Here is a 16,841-nt window from a genome sequence, read left to right on the forward strand (position 1 = left end):
CGCCCAGACGGCGTGTCATCGAGTCAATCCGCGTTTGATCTGGACAATGACACCCCTTTTGAGTGGCAAGACGCCAGATTGCTTGTCACTCGTTCGTGTGAACCTTCATCAAGAGCACACACTCACAGGTTTTGACTAGCCGTCTGAGCCCTTACCACCCGAACGAGTGGAACCCGCTGCCGCGCCGGCCTTCACGCCCCCCGCGCCCTGGCCGCCGACCGTGGGCTTCGCGCCACCCGAAGGCGCCTCGAATGATTCCAACGCCTCAAGAACGTCCTGGACACGGGAGATCTCCGCCTGAATGTCCTCGCGCCTGCGCACCAGGACCTCCAGCTCACGCCGCCCCTCCTCGACGAGCCGCTCGGCCTCCGCCTTGGCCTCCGCGAGCGCCCCCTCGGCCTCCCGGACCAGCTCGGCCTTCTTCTGCTCGGCCTCCTTCAGCAGCGCCTCCGCCTTGCGGACCGCCGCGATGCGCACCTTGCTCGCCTCGCTGCTCGCGTCCGACACCAGCGCCTTGGCCTTCGCCTCGGCCTCGACGCTCTGCTCGGTCGCCGCCCGCACCAGCTTGTCCACGCGCTCGCCGGCCGACTTCATCTGCTCGGCCGACTCCCGGCGCGCACGCTCGTGCAGCTCCTCGACCTCGCTCTCGACGCGGCCGCGCAGCTCCTCCGCCCGCTCCCTTATGGCCGCCGCGTCCGTGCGCGCGCCGACCAGCAGCTCGTCCGCGTCCGTACGGGCCTTCTCCACCAGGGAGTTGCCCTCGATGGTCGCCTCCGAGGCGATCCGCACGGCCTCCTTGCGGGCCGCGTCGACCATCGCGTCCGCCTGCTCCTCGGCCGCCGTGGTGGCGGCCAGGGCCTGCTGCCGCGCGTCGGCGGTCAGCTTCTCGGCCTCCGCCGAGGCCTCGGTGATCAGCCGGTCCACCTGCTCCGCGGCCTCGCTGCGGCGCTTGTTGGCCGCCTCGCGCGCCTCGTCCAGGAGCCGCTCGGACTCGGTACGGGCCTCCGTGCGGGTGCGCTCCGCCTCGGTCGCGGCCTCCGCCTTGACCCGCTCGGCCTCCGACCGGGTGCGGGTCGCGTGCTCCTGCGCCGAGGCGAGGGCCTCCGACGCCTCCGCGCGCAGCCGCTCGGCCTCGGCGGCGGCCTCGCCGACCGTGCGCTCGTTGTCCTTGCGGGTCTGCTCCGTGAGCTTGTCCGCCTCGGACGCCGCCTCCGTGATGAGCCGGTCGGCCTGCTCGGCGGCATCGCCGCGCAGGCGGCCCGCCTCCGCGCGCGCCTCGTCCAGCGTCCGGTCGGACTCCCGCTCCGCGCTCTCCAGGGTCTCGTTCGCCGCGACCGTGACCCGCTCGGCCTCCGCGGTGGCCTCGCCGATGATCCGGCCGCCCTCCGCGCGGGCGTCGTCCAGGACCCGGGCCGCCTCCACGCGCAGCCGCTCGGCCTCCGCCGCCGCCTCGCCGACCGTGGCCTCGTTGGCCGCGCGGGTCTCGTCCACCAGCCGGTCGCCCTCGGTGCGGGCGTCCACCAGGATGCGCGCCGCGTCCCGCTCGGCCGCGGCCATCGTGTCGGCCGCCTGCCGCGTGAGCCGCTCGGCCTTCGCCGTCGCCTCGCCGACCGTGGCCTCGTTGGCCGCGCGGGTCTCCTCCGTGAGCCGCTCCGCCTCGGACACGGCCTCGGTGACGAGCCGGTCCGCCTGCTCGGCCGCCTCGGTGCGCAGCCGGCCCGCCTCGGCACGGGCCTCGTCCAGCGTGCCCGCCGCCTCGGTACGGGTGGCGTCCGCCGCCTCGGCGGCCTCGGCGGTGACGCGCTCCGCCTCGGCGGTGGCCTCGCCGGCCAACGCCTCGTTGGCCGCCAGGGTTTCCTCGGTGAGCCGCTCGGCCTCCGCCGTCGCCTCGGCGACGATCCGGGCTCCCTCGCTGCGGGAGGACTCCAGGGACTCCGCCGCCTCACCGCGGATGCGGTTCGCGTCGTCGCGGGCGTCCGCCCGGGTACGGGCCGCGTCGCGCTCGGACGAGGCCAGCGCGTCCGTCGCCTCGGTACGCACCCGCTGCGCGTACTCGGCGGTGTCGGCGCGCAGCTGCTCCGCCTCGGTGATCGCGTCGCCGACCGTGCGCTCGGCCAGCGCCTTCGCCGCGTCCGTCTCGGCCCGCGCCTCGCTGCGGATCCGGTTGGCGTCCTCGGTGGCGCGCTCGCGCTCCTCGTAGGCGTCCGAGCGGACGCGGGAAGCCTCCTCCTCCGCCTCCGTCTTCGTACGCTCCGCCGCGTGCTCGGCGGCGCTGCGCAGTCCGGCGACCTCCTCCTCGGCCTGCTCGTGCAGACCGGCCACGGAGTCCCGTACCTGCTGGGCGGTGGCCTCGGCCGCCGCCACCAGCTCCGACGCGCGCCGCTCGGCCTCCTCGGTCAGGCGGGCCGCCTCGGCCTGCGCCTCCTCGGAGCGCTTGCGGGCCGCGGCCAGCAGTTCCTCGCTCTGCTCGCGGGCCTGGGCCCGCTCGTTGCCGGCGTCCGTCCGCGCCGACGCCAGGGTCTCCTCGGCCTCCCGGCGACGCCGGGCGGCCTCCTCCTGGGCGGCGTTCAGCGCCTCGGCGGCCTCCTCGGCGACCCGCTCGGCGGCGGCCTTCGCCTCCGCGCGCAGCCGGTCCGCGGTCTCCTGGGCCTCGGAGCGCACCCGCTCCGCCTCGGCCTCGGCCTCGCCGCGCAGCCGTACGGCCACCTGCTCGGCCTCCGCGCGCGCCCGGCCGGCGTCCTGCGCCGCCTCCGTGCGCAGCTGGTCGGCCTCCGCCTCCGACTGCGTCTGGAGGGTGCGGATCCGCTCCGCCGACTCGGCGCGCAGCCGGTCGGTCTCCTCGCTGGTCTCCCGGCGGATGTTCTCCGCCGCCGCGCGGGCGTCGCGCAGCGTCTGCTCGGCCGTGGTCAGCCGGCCCTCGGCGTCCGTGTGCAGCCGGACGAGCTCCTCGTCGGCCTCCGCCCGCTTGGCGGCCAGCGCCCGCTCGGTCTGCTCGCGCCGCTCGCGGGCCGCCGCGTCGGCCTCGGCCCGTACGGCCTCGGCCTGCTCCTCGGCCTCGGCGCGCAGCCGCTCGGCCTCGGCGCGGGTCCGCTCCAGGGTCTCCTCGGCCTGCCGGCGCAGGGTGGTGGCCCGCTCGACGGCCTCTGCGCGCACCCGCTCGCTCTCGGCGCTCGCGCCCGCGCGCAGTTCGTCCGCGTCGGCCTTGGCCTTGCCGAGCAGCTGCTCGGCGGTCTTGGCCGCCTCCTCGATCTGCTGGACCGCCTCGCGGCGGGCCTCGCCCCGGATCCGCTCGCCCTCGGCGACGGCCTCCGCGCGCAGCTGCTCGGCCTCGCCGCGCAGCCGCCGGGCCTCCTCCTGGAGCTCGACGGTGCGGGCCCGGTACTCCTCGGTGTCGTCCTTCGCGGCGCCCTTGAGCTCATCGGCCGTGGCCGCCGCCTGGGCGCGCAGCCGCTCCGCCTCCGACTCGGCCTCGCGGCGGATCCGCTCGGCCTCCTCGGACGCGGCCCGGGTGGTGGCCCGGGCGTCCTCCGAGGCCCTGTTCAGTACGTCCTCGGCGGTGCGGGCCGCCTTCGCCAGCTGCGCCGCCATGTCCTCGGCCGCGGCCGTACGGGCGTGCTCACCGGCCTCGGTGCGCAGCCGCTCGGCCTCGGCGCGGGCGTCGGCCAGTGCCTGCTCGGCCTCGGCCTTGAGGACCTCGGCCTCCTTGGTGGCCTCGCCGACCAGCCGGGCGACCTGCTCCTTGGCGGTCCGGGTGCGCTGCTCGTTGACGGACTCCGCCGAGGTGAGCTGCCGGGAGGCGCTCTCCTTGGCCTCGGCGAGCAGCTTCTCGGCCTCGGCGCGGGCCGCGCGCAGCGCCCCGTCCGCCTCCTGGACGCGGGCCTCGGCCATCCGGCCGAGGTCCAGGGTCTGCTGCCGGGTCTGCTCGGCCTCGGCGGAGGTGCTCGTACGCAGCCGCTCCGCGTGCTCGGTGGCCTCCTGGGCCTGCGCGGAGGCGGCGGTCAGCAGCCGCTCGGCCTCCTTGCGGGCGCGCAGCAGGGTCGCCTCGGCCTCGGTACGGGCGGCCTCCGCGTCGGAGGTGAGCCGGCGGCGGGCCTCCTCGGCGAGCCGGGCGGCCTCGGCGCGGGCGGCGTTCAGCGCCTGCTCGGCCTCGGCGCGGGACTCCTCCATGAGCCGGCGGGCCTGGGACTCGGTACGGGCGCGCAGCTGCTCGGCCCACGCCACGTTCTCGTTGACGTGCGCCTCGACGGTCTGGCGGCGCTCGTTGAGCTCCTGGTCCAGCCGCTGGCGGCGGTTGACGGCCTCGGCGTGCAGTTCGGCCTGGAGGCGCGACTGGTGCTCGGCGTGCTCCTGGAGGATCCGCTGGGTCTGCGCCCGGGCATCGCGCAGCTCGCGCTCGGCGTCGGAGCGCATCTGGTCGGCCTGGATCTGGGCATTACGGAGCAATTGCTCCGCCTGGTAGCCCATGTCCGCGCCGTCGTAGGCGGGGCGGGACGCCAGAGAGCGGCGCACCTCGTGGAGCTTGGCGCGCAGCACCTCGACCTGGTACCCCAGGTCCTCGGCGTGCTGGACGGCCTTCCCGCGCTCCTTCTTCAGCCGCTCCATCTCGGCTTCGAAGCGCGAGAGATGGTCGGCTTCAGCCTGATGGCTCTCCTGGCTTTCGTAGCCCCGCACAGCGCGGTCCCATCCGTCCCCTGGTCGCAAGCTCACTCCCAATTGAGCATCGCTCGCCCGCTGAACGACGCCCCCGGGGGAATGGTGTCAGATACCGGGGCAGGGGTCACAGGCCCCGACCCCGTCTCCGCACCGAACCCCGGCCGAGCCACGGCCACTCTACCGGCCGGGGAATCGGGCCATCAGTGGTCCATCAGTGGTCGGGGCGGGAGGTGACCAGTTCGGTGAGGACTCCGTGGCAGTCCTTGGGGTGCAGGAAGGTGATGGATGAGCCCATCGAACCGGTGCGGGGCTGGTCGTAGAGGACGCGGACGCCCTTGCCGCGGATGGCCTCCGAGTCACCCTGGACGTCCTCGGTGCCGAAGGCGATGTGGTGGACCCCCTCGCCGTTCTTGGCCAGCCATTTGCCCACCGCGGAGTCCTCGCGGGTGGGTTCCAGGAGCTGGAGGTACGAGGCCCCGCCGTCGGAGGTCTCGTTGATCTTGAGCATGGCCTCGCGCACACCCTGCTCCTCGTTGACCTCTGAGTGGAACACCTCGAAGCCGTACGTGGCACGGTAGAACTCGACGGTCTTGTCCAGGTCGAAGCAGGCGATCCCGATGTGGTCGATTCTTGTCAGCATGGGACCAGTGCACCGCCGAGGAGGGTGGTCACGCAACGTGCCAGCGATCACACCGACTGCCCGGTGACGGCACGGGTACCGCTCAGTACATTCGGGTAAACCCTCGTTCACTCCTCATCCTCAAGGGGCTGTGCCTCATGTCCGGAACGAACAACACCACATCCGTGATCGTCGCCGGGGCCCGCACGCCCATGGGGCGGCTGCTCGGATCCCTGAAGTCCTTCTCGGGCGCCGACCTCGGCGGCTTCGCCATCAAGTCCGCGCTGGAGCGGGCCGGGATCTCCGGCGACCAGGTCCAGTACGTGATCATGGGCCAGGTGCTCCAGGCCGGCGCGGGACAGATTCCCGCGCGCCAGGCCGCCGTCAAGGCCGGCATCCCCATGAACGTTCCCGCGCTCACCGTCAACAAGGTGTGCCTCTCGGGCCTGGACGCCATCGCTCTGGCCGACCAGCTCATCCGCGCCGGCGAGTTCGACATCGTGGTCGCGGGCGGCCAGGAGTCCATGACCAACGCGCCTCACCTGCTCCCGAAGTCCCGTGAGGGCTACAAGTACGGCGCCATCGAGATGCTCGACGCCATGGCGTACGACGGTCTCACCGACCCGTTCGAGAACATCCCGATGGGGCTGTCCACCGAGCACCACAACACCCTCCTCGGCATCGAGCGCGCCCCGCAGGACGAGTTCTCGGCCCTCTCGCACCAGAAGGCCGCCGCGGCGGCCAAGAACGGCGTCTTCGACGCCGAGATCACCCCGGTCGAGATCCCGCAGCGCAAGGGCGACCCGGTCGTCTTCTCGCACGACGAGGGCATCCGCCCGGAGACCACCGCCGAGACCCTCGGCAAGCTGCGCCCGGCGTTCACGAAGGACGGCACCATCACCGCCGGTACGTCCTCCCAGATCAGCGACGGCGCCGCCGCCGTGGTCGTGATGAGCAAGGCGAAGGCCGAGGAGCTGGGCCTGGAGTGGCTCGCCGAGATCGGCGCCCACGGCAATGTGGCCGGCCCGGACAACTCGCTCCACCCCCAGCCCACGAACGCCATCCTGCACGCCGTGAAGAAGGAGGGCATGGAGGTCGCCGACCTGGACCTCATCGAGATCAACGAGGCCTTCGCCGCGGTCGTCGTCCAGTCAATCAAGGACCTCGGCGTGTCCCCGGAAAAGGTGAACGTCAACGGTGGCGCCATTGCCCTGGGGCACCCGATCGGCATGTCCGGCGCCCGTGTCGTGCTGCACCTGGCGCTGGAGCTGAAGCGCCGCGGTGGCGGCGTCGGCGCCGCCGCACTGTGCGGCGGCGGCGGTCAGGGTGACGCGCTCATCGTGCGCGTCCCGGGCAACGGCGCGAAGGCGTAGGTGCTGCGCGGATGACGACGGTGGACGTCCCCACGCTGGTGGCGCAGGCCCGAGAAGGCCGGCCGCGGGCCGTGGCCCGGCTGATCTCACTGGTCGAGGGGGCGTCCCCGCAACTGCGCGAGGTGATGGCCGCCCTGGCCCCGCTGACCGGCGGGGCGTATGTGGTGGGCCTCACGGGCTCCCCGGGCGTGGGCAAGTCCACGTCCACCTCGGCTCTGGTGTCGGCGTACCGGAAGGCCGGCAAGCGCGTCGGCGTGCTCGCCGTGGACCCGTCCTCGCCCTTCAGCGGGGGCGCGCTCCTCGGCGACCGGGTGCGGATGTCGGACCACGCGTCCGACCCGGGGGTCTACATCCGCTCCATGGCCACCCGGGGCCACCTGGGCGGCCTCGCGTGGGCCGCGCCGCAGGCGATCCGGGTGCTGGACGCGGCCGGCTGCGAGGTGATCCTGGTCGAGACGGTCGGGGTCGGGCAGTCGGAGGTGGAGATCGCCTCCCAGGCTGACACCTCGGTGGTGCTGCTGGCCCCCGGGATGGGCGACGGGATCCAGGCCGCGAAGGCGGGCATCCTGGAGATCGGCGACGTGTACGTGGTGAACAAGGCCGACCGGGACGGTGCGGACGCCACCGCCCGGGAGCTGAACCACATGCTGGGCCTCGGGGAGTCCCGGGGCGCCGGCGACTGGCGGCCGCCGATCGTGAAGACGGTCGCGGCGCGCGGACAGGGCATCGACGAGCTGGTCGAGGCGCTGGAGAAGCACCGCGCGTGGATGGAGGAGCGCGGGGTGCTGGCCGACCGCCGCGCGGCCCGGGCCGCACACGAGGTGGAGACCATCGCGGTGACGGCCCTGCGTGCCCGGATGGCCGATCTGCACGGGGACGCGCACCTCGACGCGCTGGCGGCGCGGGTCGCGGCGGGCGAGCTGGACCCGTACGCGGCCGCGGACGCGCTGCTGGCGACGCTGACTGAGGTGGCGGAGGCCTGAGCCGGCGGGCGGCCGTGCCGACAACGTGAGAGTGCCGGCAACGTGAGAGCCGCGCCCCTGCGACAGGGGCGCGGCTCTCACGTATCCGCCCTACGGGCCGGTCAGGCGTTGGGACGCTTGCCGTGGTTCGCCTTCTTCTTCTTGCGGGCTCGCTTCTTGTTGCCGCGCTTCGCCATGACGCACTCCCTTATATGGGGACACTCCGGGCGTTGATCAGTCTATGGTCGCCCCGAAGGCTCCGCATCAGGGTCCGCACATGGTCCGTGTCAGGGTTCCGCGTCGACAGGGGTCGGGTCAGGCCTTGCCGCGGGTGTCCCGGAGGTGGTCCGCCACCGGGCTCAGGGACTCCCGCAGCGCCGCCAGGGCCTCCGGGGACAGCAGGTCGATGAAGTGCCGGCGGACGGACGCCACGTGGTGCGGGGCGACCTTCCGCATGAGGTCCATGCCCTCGTCGGTGAGCACCGCGAACAGGCCGCGACGGTCGGACTCGCAGCTCATGCGGCGGACGAGGCCCGCCGCTTCCATGCGGGTGATCTGGTGGGACAGCCGGCTCTTGGACTGCAGCGTCGACGTCGCGAGGTCGCTCATCCGCATCCGGAGTCCCTCGGACTCCGAGAGGTTCACGAGGATCTCGTAGTCGTTGTTGGTGAGTCCGAAGGGCTGGAGATCCTTTTCCAGCTGGTGCATCAGCAGTCTGCTGACGTCCAGGTGGGTGCGCCAGGCGCACTGTTCCGCGTCGGTCAGCCAGCGCGTGGCCGTCTCGGTCTCCATGGTCTCCATGAATGAACTCTACCTAAGAAGTTGAATGACGTACAAAATAGGATCTACGGACTGAGCTGCTGAGTCATGGGCGCTCACAGGCCGAAACGCCGCTGGAGATCACCCAGCTGTCCCGGCATCCGGGGAACGCCCAGCTGACCGAGCGGCCCCTGCCCGGGAACCCCCGGCTCCGCACCCGTGCCGACGGCGCCGACCGCCTGCTCCGCCATCAGCGTCTCCGAGGACTGGAGCAGGACCGTGCCCGCTCCCACGAACTCGAACTGGTGCTCCTCGCCCGAGGCGCCGCCGATGCCCGTCAGCGAGCGCAGGCCGCCCATCACCCCCGACATGTAGCCGTGGTCGTAGTGGTGGCACGGCGAGGGGCAGTCGGCCCAGCCCACCAGCGCCTGCGGGTCCACCCGCAGCGGCGGCTCCATGAACACCACCGGACCGTTGGACGCCGCCACGAACTTCCCGGTTCCGATCAGCGTCAGGAAGCCCGGGACGATCGACTGCTTCAGCGCCAGTGTGGGCTGGTAGGCGAGCAGGTTGCCCGACCGGATCGTCAGGTTTCCGTTGTCCAGGTCGTACGAGTTCACATCGAACGCGCGGTCGGCGAGCAGCATCTTGCCCTGCCCCTCGGCCACCACCCAGTCGCTGGCGTGCAGCGGCGAGTGGAAGCTGGTGCGCAGCAGCCGGTCGAAGCGGCCGTTGCCGATGCCGTTGAACTCGATGCGCCCGTAGTACGAGATCATCTTGCCCTTCTGCAGGAACCACTGGCTCCCCTTGAGCTCCACGCAGAAGGTGTACGGGTTCACGTTGTCGTCGGAGGGCAGGGAGTACGGGTCGAAGACGGTCGGACCGCCGGGTCCGCCCGTCACGGGACCAAAGTTCACAGCTTTTCCTCCGAGGCCTGCACGTATACGGCGCCCTGGCCGGACAGCTCCAGCTGGAACGCCTCACCGGAACCGCGTCCCACCATGTCCCGCCAGCCGAGCGCGGCGGACAGCTTGTTGCGTACCTCGCCGTGGTGGGCGACGTACGCCTGCGGGTCCACGTGGACCGGGCGCTGGGGGGTGATGGGGAGTTCGATGACCCCGCCGTGGGCCATCACGGCGACCGAGCCGTGGCCCTTGAGGGTGGTGGTGAACAGGCCCTGGCCGGTCACCTGGCCGCGCACCATGCCCATGACACCGCCCTGCGAGCCCATGAACATCGTGCCCTGCTGGAGCGTGCCGTCGAAGGCCAGCAGCCGGTCGGCCTCCACGTAGAGCGTCTCCCCGGTCAGGTTGATGACCTGGATGTGGTGGCCGCCGTGGCCGAACATCACGGTGCCGCTGCCCTCGACCGTCATCAGCGGGACCTGCTCGTTCGCCACCCGGCGCCCGATCATGCTCATCACCCCGCCCTGACCGCCTGTCAGGCTCGGGGTGAAGGAGACCTCGCCGCGGTACGCGAGCATCGCGCCGCGCTGGCTGTACATCTTCTGCCCCGGAATCACCTGGGCCTCGACCATCTTCGAATTGATCTCGCGGAACGGCATCAGACGTCGCCCCCGATGGTGTTGCGCTCGCTGGGCTGCACGTACACCAGGCCTTCGCCCTCGAAGCGGATCTGGAACGCCTCGCCGGAACCCTCGCCGATCAGCGTGCGGAAATTCACGCCCGACTGGAAGGACTGCTGGAGGTTGCCGGTGTGCGCGATGTACGCCCCCGGGTCGACGGAGAGCGGGTACTGGGCGCTGACGCGCAGTACCACCGCGGGGCCGTCGGACATGATCGCCGCCTGCCCGGTGCCCTCGACGGTCGTGGTGAACAGGCCGTTGCCCGTCGCCCCGCCGCGCAGGCCGGTGAAGGTGGTGCCGGTGCGCAGTCCGGCGTCGGTGCACAGCAGGTTGCTGGACTCCACGTAGAGCTTCTCGCCGCGCAGATCGACCAGATTGATCTCACTCGCGCGGTCGGCGAAGAAGCAGGTGCCGTGCCCCTGCACTTCCATCACGGTCATCTGTTCGCCGGTCAGCCGGCGGGTCACCATGCCGCGGAGGCCTTCGCCACCGCCGGTCATCTTCTTGAAGGCCATCTGACCGTCGTACGCGACCATGGAGCCGTTTTTCGCTTTCACGGCATCCCCGGTCAGGTCGACGGCGAGCACCTTGCTGCCATTAAGTCGGAACTGAGCCACGGGATGACGTTATCGGCAGCGGGCGAACCCGAACAGAGCAGCGTGGCCGATATGCGCCACACTCGGGCGCGAACGGGCACGAACGGGCACGGACGGGCGGACGCGGCAGCGGCGACCGGGACCCGGGTCAAGATCCCGCAAAGCGGCTGAGACACTGGAACGGACCTCCAGCCCCCCGTCCCGAAGGTTCCACGTGGACATCAAGACCGCCTCCGCCCTGCACCGGCTGCGCCTCGTCTCCGTTCCGGAGGCGCTCTCCTTCCCGGCCCTGCTGATCTTCGGTTCGCTGCTGAGCCGGATCTCCGACGTCGACTACCTGATGATGCCGCTCGGCGCCCTGCACGGGATCCTGTTCCTCATCTACACGGTCTTCCTGCTGGATGTCTGGAACAAGGCCAAGTGGCCGCTGAAGAAGGCCGCCCTGTTCTTCGGGCTGGCGCTGCTGCCCTTCGGCGGCCTCTACGGCGACAAGCTGCTCAAGCGCGAGGAGGCGGACAGCGTCATCGCGGCCCGCGTCGCGCGCGAGGCGGCCGACGCGTGATCGTCGCCTTCTCGGTGACCCCGCTGGGTGTCGGCGAGGAGGTCGGCGAGTACGTGGCCGACGCGGTCCGCGTCGTCCGCGAGTCCGGCCTCCCGAACCGCACCGACGCCATGTTCACCACCGTCGAGGGTGAGTGGGACGAGGTGATGGATGTGGTCAAGCGCGCGGTCGCCGCCGTGGAGGAGCGCGCGCCGCGGGTCTCGTTCGTCCTCAAGGCCGATATCCGCCCCGGCGTCTCGGACGGCATGACCTCCAAGATCGAGACGGTCGAGCGGCACCTCGCCGGCGGCTGAGCACCGCGGCGGCAGCCGGGCCATCGTCCCATGACGGACCGTCATGTTCGCCGCTCGTCACCTGCACCGTTCGCCACCTGCGCCTCGCGTCACGCGCGCCGGCGTCCGGCCCGCCCCGCCCGACGGCCCGCGGCGACGCCCCTAACCCTCCTGGGGTGTGGTGCCCGTGGTCAGGGCGATGGCCAGTGGGGTGCGCTCGTAGTGGATCTGGTGGCCGTGTCGGGCCGAGATGAGCAGGCCCGCCGCGGCCAAGGTCTTGAGGTGGGCCGACACCGTGGACGGGGCCAGGCCCAGGCGGTGGGCGAGCGCGGTGGTGGAGGCGGGTTCGGTCAGGGCGCACAGCACGTCGGCGCGGGCCCGGCCGAGCAGCCTGGCCAGCGCGTCGGGCGCCGGTCCGGCCGAGGCCGTCCACAGCGCGCCGATGCCCCGCGCCGGGTACACCAGCGTCGGCTGCCAGGGCGGGTCGTAGCCGCCGACCACCTCCGGCCAGACGAACGCGCTCGGCATCAGCAGCAGGCCCTGCCCGTCGAGGTCGCGGTCGTGGTGACTGCGGCGCCGGATGGTGAGGGTGCCGCCGGACCACCGGAGGTCCGGGTGGAGGCCGTCGAACAGCGCCTCCAGCCCGCCCGCCGCCAGCCGCCGCGAGTGGAACAGGATGTCCGCCTCCAGCAGCGCCCGCAGCCGAGTCCAGTGCGGGGCGATCAGGGCGGCCCAGGCCTGCTCGTACAGATCGGCCAACTCCCGTACCGCACGCCCAGGATCCGCGAGCATCCGCCGCCCCATGGCGCTCTCCAGGGCGCCCGGGGTGGCGGCGAGGGAGCGGCGGAGGTCCTCCCGTACCGCCTTCGGATCGGCGGCGGAGGCGTCGCGCACCCGCGTCAGCTCCTCCTCCAAGGTGACGGAGGGGCCGAGCGGCGGCGGGCTCAGGAAGTCCGGGTTGTGGCCGCTGCGCTGGGGGCACCTCCCGGCGGTAGCTGGGGGACATCAGCAGCCACAGCGGACGCAGGTCCAGCCCGTCGGCGGCCGCCCTGATCCGCCGCAGCCACGGCAGGTGGTACGCCTGCCGGTCCGGCCGTTGCAGGGTCCGCACCGCCTCCTGGGTCTCCCAGCGCGGGGAGATCGAGAACCGGCAGCGGAGCAGGTCACTCGGCCCGAAGCGGAAGTGGAATGCCATCAGCCCCCCTGCCTGTGTCGGCCTTCCCGTGGGTCGGACGTGTGTCGGACACGGGCCGATGGGTGTCGGACGTGATTCGGGCTCAGGCGAATCTCTGTCGGGCCCACCGTAGCCCGCCCAGGGTGTTCCGCATGGCAACCGTCAACCAGGCCCCGCCCGGCGCACCCGCCGGAGGCTACCGCTCCGTCTTCCGCGTCCGGGAGTTCCGGGCCGTCTTCGCCGCGCACCTGATGTCCGTCCTCGGTGTCGTCATCGCCGAGATCGCCCTCACCGTCCTCGTCTACCGGCTCACCGGCTCGCCCCTGATGAGCGCGCTCACCTTCGCCCTCGGCTTCCTCCCGTACGCCCTCGGCGGCACCCTGCTCGCCGGGGTCGCCGACCGGTACCCCGCCCGGCGGGTGCTCGTCGCCTGCGACCTGCTCTGCGCCGCCTGCGCCGCCGCCATGGTCCTGCCGGGCACGCCGGTCGCGGTGATCCTCGTACTCCGCTGCGCCATGGCCTTCGTCGCGCCGCTGTTCCAGGGCACCCGCAGCGCCTCCCTCGCCGACATCCTCGGCTCCGGCGCCGCCTTCGTGCTTGGTCGCTCGCTGCTGCGCATGGTGGCCCAGAGTGCCCAGCTCATCGGCTTCGGGCTCGGCGGGCTGCTGCTCACCGTCCTCGCCCCGCGCGGGGCGCTCGCGCTGACCGCCGCAGGATTCCTCGGCTCGGCGCTGCTGCTGCGCCTCGGCACCCGGGCCCGGCCCGCCCGGGCGGGCGCGGCGGCCGCCCGTACGTCCGCGCTCGCGGGTCTGCGGGCCGTGCTCGGGGACCGCCGGGTGCGGGCGCTGACCCTGCTGTTCTGGCTGCCGCCCTGCTTCGTCGTCGTACCGGAGGCGTTGCTCGCCCCGTACGCCGACGGCATCGGCGCCGGCACCGCCGCGCTCGGGCTGCTGATATGCGCGCAGCCCGTCGGCGCCGTCGCGGGGGAACTCTGGGCGGGCGCGGGACTCACCGCCCGAACGCGTTCCCGGGTCGTGGTGCCGCTCGCCGTCGCCGGGCCGCTGCCGCTGCTCGTCTACGCCGTCCGGCCGGGGGTGCCGGTCCTCCTCGGCGCGCTGCTGCTGGCGGGGCTGGCCCACGCGTACACCCTCGGGCTCGATCAGATGTGGGTGGACGCCGTCCCCGAGGAGCTGCGCGGCCGGGCGATGACCCTGCTCAGTACCGGTCTGATGACCTTCCAGGGCGTCGGCATGGCCCTGGCGGGCCTCGCCGCCGAGTTCGTCCCCGTCCACGTGGTCGTCACGGCGGCCGCGCTGCTCGGCGCGGCGGTCACCGCGCTGCTGTTCGCCGAACTGCGGCTGGCGGACCGCGCGGCCCCGCGGCCGCGCGGGCCGAGGAGTGAGACAGGGGTGTCCACCAAATGACCGCCCGGTAGGGTCTGATGTGTGCCCAAGCCGCTCAGCCTCCCCTTCGACCCCATCGCCCGCGCCGACGAACTCTGGCGGGAGCGCTGGGGTCCGGTGCCGTCGATGGCCGCCATCACCTCGATCATGCGGGCGCACCAGATCCTGCTCGCCGAGGTCGACGCGGTGGTCAAGCCGTACGGACTGACCTTCGCGCGGTACGAGGCGCTGGTGCTGCTCACCTTCTCCAAGGCCGGTGAGCTGCCGATGTCGAAGATCGGTGAGCGTCTGATGGTGCACCCGACCTCGGTGACGAACACGGTGGACCGGCTGGTGAGGTCCGGCCTGGTCGACAAGCGGCCCAACCCCAACGACGGGCGCGGCACCCTGGCCTCCATCACGGACAAGGGCCGGGAGGTCGTCGAGGCGGCCACCAAGGACCTGATGGAGATCGACTTCGGCCTCGGCGTGTACGACGACGAGGAGTGCGCCGAGATCTTCGCCCTCCTGCGGCCCCTGCGGGTGGCCGCCGCCGACTTCGAGGAGAAGTAGCGGGGAGAAGTAGCGGGGGGAAGCAGCGAGGAGAAGCAGCCGGCGTCACCCCGGCCCCTCGTCAAGATCGCGCACATCGGACGGCTAGGCTCGTCCGCATGAAACGAAGCGTGCTGACCCGCTACCGCGTCATGGCCTACGTGACGGCGGTCATGCTCCTGATCCTCTGCGCCTGCATGGTGGCGAAGTACGGCTTCGACATCGGCGCCGACCTGACCTTCGCGGTCTCGCAGGCGCACGGTGTGCTGTTCATGGTCTACCTGGTGTTCGCCTTCGACCTGGGCTCGAAGGCGAAGTGGCCCTTCGGCAAGCTCCTGTGGGTGCTGGTGTCGGGGACGATCCCGCTGGCCGCCTTCTTCGTCGAGCGTACGATCCGCGCCGAGGTCGAGCCGCTGGTCGAGGGCGGCCTGGCCACCGCCAAGGCCTGATTGTTACCGCCCCCGGGGTGACTCCCCGGGGGTTTGCCATCGACATTTACTAGGACGTCCTAGTAAATTTGAAGCATGGATGCTGACGCGATCGAGGAGGGCCGCCAGCGCTGGCAGGCCCGTTACGACAAGGCCCGCAAGCGCGACGCGGATTTCACCACTCTCTCCGGCGATGCCGTCGATCCGGTCTACGGGCCCCGGCCCGGCGACTCGTACGAGGGCTTCGAGCGCATCGGGTGGCCGGGAGAGTACCCGTACACCCGCGGCCTGCACGCCACCGGCTACCGGGGGCGCACCTGGACCATCCGGCAGTTCGCCGGGTTCGGGAACGCCGAGCAGACCAACGAGCGCTACAAGATGATCCTCGCGGCCGGCGGCGGCGGGCTCTCCGTCGCCTTCGACATGCCGACCCTGATGGGCCGCGACTCCGACGACCCGCGCGCGCTCGGCGAGGTCGGGCACTGCGGGGTCGCCATAGACTCCGCCGCCGACATGGAGGTCCTGTTCAAGGACATCCCGCTCGGCGACGTCACCACCTCGATGACGATCTCGGGGCCCGCCGTACCCGCCTTCTGCATGTACCTGGTCGCCGCCGAGCGGCAGGGTGTGGATCCGGCCGTGCTGAACGGCACGCTCCAGACCGACATCTTCAAGGAGTACATCGCCCAGAAGGAGTGGCTCTTCGAACCCGAGCCGCACCTGCGCCTCATCGGCGACCTCATGGAGTACTGCGCCACCGGCATCCCGGCGTACAAGCCGCTGTCGGTCTCCGGCTACCACATCCGCGAGGCCGGGGCCACGGCCGCGCAGGAGCTCGCGTACACGCTGGCGGACGGTTTCGGCTACGTGGAGCTCGGCCTCTCGCGCGGCATGGACGTGGACGTCTTCGCGCCCGGGCTCTCCTTCTTCTTCGACGCGCACCTCGACTTCTTCGAGGAGATCGCCAAGTTCCGCGCCGCCCGCCGGATCTGGGCGCGCTGGATGAAGGAGGTGTACGGGGCGAAGAGCGACAAGTCGATGTGGCTGCGCTTCCACACCCAGACCGCCGGGGTCTCGCTGACCGCGCAGCAGCCGTACAACAACGTCGTCCGCACCGCCGTGGAGGCCCTCGCGGCCGTCCTCGGCGGGACCAACTCCCTGCACACCAACGCCCTCGACGAGACCCTCGCGCTGCCGAGCGAGCAGGCGGCCGAGATCGCCCTGCGCACCCAGCAGGTGCTGATGGAGGAGACCGGGGTGGCCAACGTGGCCGACCCGCTGGGCGGCGCCTGGTACGTCGAGCAGCTCACCGACCGCATCGAGGCGGACGCCGAGAAGATCTTCGACCAGATCAAGGAGCGCGGGCTGCGCGCCCACCCGGACGGGCAGCACCCGATCGGGCCGATCACCTCCGGCATCCTGCGCGGCATCGAGGACGGCTGGTTCACCGGGGAGATCGCCGAGTCGGCCTTCCAGTACCAGCGCTCGCTGGAGAAGGGCGACAAGCGGGTCGTCGGCGTCAACGTCCACCATGGGTCGGTCACCGGGGACCTGGAGATCCTCCGGGTCAGCCACGAGGTGGAGACCGTCCAGGTGCGGGAGTTGGCCGCGCGCAAGGGCCGTCGCGACGACGCCAAGGTCACCGCCTCGCTGAAGGCCATGCTGGACGCCGCGCGGGACGGGTCGAACATGATCCCGGCCATGCTGGACGCGGTACGGGCCGAGGCCACGCTCGGCGAGATCTGCAACGTGCTGCGGGACGAGTGGGGCACCTACACGGAGCCGCCGGGCTTCTAGCCCCGTCCCTGGCGTTTCCGCCTCAATCGCCGGCTGGGCTGCTTATAGCCCCGCCGGCGATTGAGGCGTGGGGTTTGGGGCGGAGCCCCAAGGAACGGTGGAAGGGCGGGGAGGGGACAGCCCCGCA

Annotated in this window: 15 protein-coding genes and 1 pseudogene; 8 read left to right on the forward strand and 8 right to left on the reverse strand. The window is 72.1% G+C overall.

All coding sequences use genetic code 11. The features are described 5' to 3' along the window. Nucleotides 1–135: 135 nt before the first annotated feature. Together scy and mce are read right to left on the reverse strand one after the other, a co-directional pair. On the reverse strand, nucleotides 136–4,671 hold the full coding sequence (gene scy, locus MTF65_RS26435; RefSeq protein WP_243631465.1) for a polarized growth protein Scy: 4,536 nt from the start codon (nucleotides 4,669–4,671) through the stop codon (nucleotides 136–138). Between the two features lie 193 nt (nucleotides 4,672–4,864). Beyond that, nucleotides 4,865–5,293 (reverse strand): methylmalonyl-CoA epimerase, encoded by a 429-nt coding sequence (mce, locus tag MTF65_RS26440; RefSeq protein WP_243631466.1) that lies wholly within the window; start codon nucleotides 5,291–5,293, stop codon nucleotides 4,865–4,867. Between the two features lie 137 nt (nucleotides 5,294–5,430). Between mce and MTF65_RS26445 the strand changes: the two genes are divergently transcribed. Together MTF65_RS26445 and meaB are read left to right on the forward strand one after the other, a co-directional pair. Further along, nucleotides 5,431–6,645 carry an acetyl-CoA C-acetyltransferase gene (locus tag MTF65_RS26445; protein ID WP_243631467.1) on the forward strand — a complete coding sequence of 405 codons (1,215 nt, stop codon included), beginning with the start codon at nucleotides 5,431–5,433 and terminating at the stop codon, nucleotides 6,643–6,645. A gap of 11 nt (nucleotides 6,646–6,656) precedes the next feature. Beyond that, nucleotides 6,657–7,628 (forward strand): methylmalonyl Co-A mutase-associated GTPase MeaB, encoded by a 972-nt coding sequence (meaB, locus tag MTF65_RS26450; protein ID WP_243631468.1) that lies wholly within the window; start codon nucleotides 6,657–6,659, stop codon nucleotides 7,626–7,628. Between the two features lie 101 nt (nucleotides 7,629–7,729). Here meaB and MTF65_RS30760 read toward each other — a convergent pair whose 3' ends face one another. From MTF65_RS30760 to MTF65_RS26470, 5 genes are all read right to left on the reverse strand, one after another. Then, nucleotides 7,730–7,804, reverse strand: a complete 75-nt coding sequence (locus MTF65_RS30760) for a 50S ribosomal protein bL37 (protein WP_099895366.1) — start codon at nucleotides 7,802–7,804, stop codon at nucleotides 7,730–7,732. A gap of 118 nt (nucleotides 7,805–7,922) precedes the next feature. Next, nucleotides 7,923–8,399 carry a MarR family winged helix-turn-helix transcriptional regulator gene (locus tag MTF65_RS26455; RefSeq protein ID WP_243631538.1) on the reverse strand — a complete coding sequence of 159 codons (477 nt, stop codon included), beginning with the start codon at nucleotides 8,397–8,399 and terminating at the stop codon, nucleotides 7,923–7,925. Nucleotides 8,400–8,482: 83 nt separating this feature from the next. Next, on the reverse strand, nucleotides 8,483–9,268 hold the full coding sequence (locus tag MTF65_RS26460; protein ID WP_243631539.1) for an AIM24 family protein: 786 nt from the start codon (nucleotides 9,266–9,268) through the stop codon (nucleotides 8,483–8,485). Between the two features lie 11 nt (nucleotides 9,269–9,279). Continuing rightward, nucleotides 9,280–9,930, reverse strand: coding sequence for an AIM24 family protein (locus tag MTF65_RS26465; protein ID WP_243631469.1), 651 nt, complete (start codon nucleotides 9,928–9,930; stop codon nucleotides 9,280–9,282). After that, complete coding sequence (locus MTF65_RS26470) at nucleotides 9,930–10,568, reverse strand: AIM24 family protein (RefSeq protein ID WP_243631470.1); 639 nt, start codon at nucleotides 10,566–10,568, stop codon at nucleotides 9,930–9,932. The genes MTF65_RS26465 and MTF65_RS26470 overlap by 1 nt, the downstream gene beginning before the upstream one ends. Nucleotides 10,569–10,761: 193 nt before the next feature. On the opposite strand from MTF65_RS26470, the gene MTF65_RS26475 reads away from it, so the two are divergent. Together MTF65_RS26475 and MTF65_RS26480 are read left to right on the forward strand one after the other, a co-directional pair. Then, nucleotides 10,762–11,109 (forward strand): DUF3817 domain-containing protein, encoded by a 348-nt coding sequence (locus MTF65_RS26475; RefSeq protein ID WP_243631471.1) that lies wholly within the window; start codon nucleotides 10,762–10,764, stop codon nucleotides 11,107–11,109. Further along, the gene (locus MTF65_RS26480) at nucleotides 11,106–11,402 is read left to right on the forward strand and encodes an MTH1187 family thiamine-binding protein (RefSeq protein ID WP_243631472.1); all 297 of its coding nucleotides are present in this window, start codon (nucleotides 11,106–11,108) and stop codon (nucleotides 11,400–11,402) included. The genes MTF65_RS26475 and MTF65_RS26480 overlap by 4 nt, the downstream gene beginning before the upstream one ends. Nucleotides 11,403–11,543: 141 nt before the next feature. Here MTF65_RS26480 and MTF65_RS26485 read toward each other — a convergent pair. After that, nucleotides 11,544–12,576: pseudogene (locus MTF65_RS26485) on the reverse strand (DUF5937 family protein). A gap of 131 nt (nucleotides 12,577–12,707) precedes the next feature. On the opposite strand from MTF65_RS26485, the gene MTF65_RS26490 reads away from it, so the two are divergent. The 4 genes from MTF65_RS26490 to MTF65_RS26505 all read left to right on the forward strand — a co-directional run bounded on the left by MTF65_RS26490 (nucleotide 12,708) and on the right by MTF65_RS26505 (nucleotide 16,714). Then, nucleotides 12,708–13,979: an MFS transporter gene (locus tag MTF65_RS26490; RefSeq protein WP_243631473.1), complete on the forward strand. Its 1,272-nt coding sequence runs from the start codon at nucleotides 12,708–12,710 to the stop codon at nucleotides 13,977–13,979. A 21-nt stretch (nucleotides 13,980–14,000) separates the two neighbouring features. Beyond that, nucleotides 14,001–14,510: a MarR family winged helix-turn-helix transcriptional regulator gene (locus tag MTF65_RS26495; protein ID WP_243631474.1), complete on the forward strand. Its 510-nt coding sequence runs from the start codon at nucleotides 14,001–14,003 to the stop codon at nucleotides 14,508–14,510. 98 nt (nucleotides 14,511–14,608) lie between these two features. Beyond that, on the forward strand, nucleotides 14,609–14,938 hold the full coding sequence (locus MTF65_RS26500; protein ID WP_243631475.1) for a DUF3817 domain-containing protein: 330 nt from the start codon (nucleotides 14,609–14,611) through the stop codon (nucleotides 14,936–14,938). A 75-nt stretch (nucleotides 14,939–15,013) separates the two neighbouring features. Then, nucleotides 15,014–16,714 carry a methylmalonyl-CoA mutase gene (locus tag MTF65_RS26505; protein ID WP_243631476.1) on the forward strand — a complete coding sequence of 567 codons (1,701 nt, stop codon included), beginning with the start codon at nucleotides 15,014–15,016 and terminating at the stop codon, nucleotides 16,712–16,714. Nucleotides 16,715–16,841: the final 127 nt, after the last annotated feature.

The sequence above is a fragment of the Streptomyces sp. APSN-46.1 genome (assembly GCF_022815725.1).
GTDB lineage: Bacteria > Actinomycetota > Actinomycetes > Streptomycetales > Streptomycetaceae > Streptomyces.

What these genes read in the sequence shown, in the direction of transcription:
- MTF65_RS26490 (WP_243631473.1), top strand. Translation starts at nt 12,708, where the DNA reads ATGGCAACCGTCAACCAGGCCCCGCCCGGCGCACCCGCCGGAGGCTAC.
- meaB (WP_243631468.1), top strand. Translation starts at nt 6,657, where the DNA reads ATGACGACGGTGGACGTCCCCACGCTGGTGGCGCAGGCCCGAGAAGGC.
- MTF65_RS26455 (WP_243631538.1), bottom strand. Translation starts at nt 8,399, where the DNA reads ATGGAGACCGAGACGGCCACGCGCTGGCTGACCGACGCGGAACAGTGC.
- MTF65_RS26500 (WP_243631475.1), top strand. Translation starts at nt 14,609, where the DNA reads ATGAAACGAAGCGTGCTGACCCGCTACCGCGTCATGGCCTACGTGACG.
- MTF65_RS26505 (WP_243631476.1), top strand. Translation starts at nt 15,014, where the DNA reads ATGGATGCTGACGCGATCGAGGAGGGCCGCCAGCGCTGGCAGGCCCGT.
- MTF65_RS26465 (WP_243631469.1), bottom strand. Translation starts at nt 9,930, where the DNA reads ATGCCGTTCCGCGAGATCAATTCGAAGATGGTCGAGGCCCAGGTGATT.
- mce (WP_243631466.1), bottom strand. Translation starts at nt 5,293, where the DNA reads ATGCTGACAAGAATCGACCACATCGGGATCGCCTGCTTCGACCTGGAC.
- MTF65_RS26445 (WP_243631467.1), top strand. Translation starts at nt 5,431, where the DNA reads ATGTCCGGAACGAACAACACCACATCCGTGATCGTCGCCGGGGCCCGC.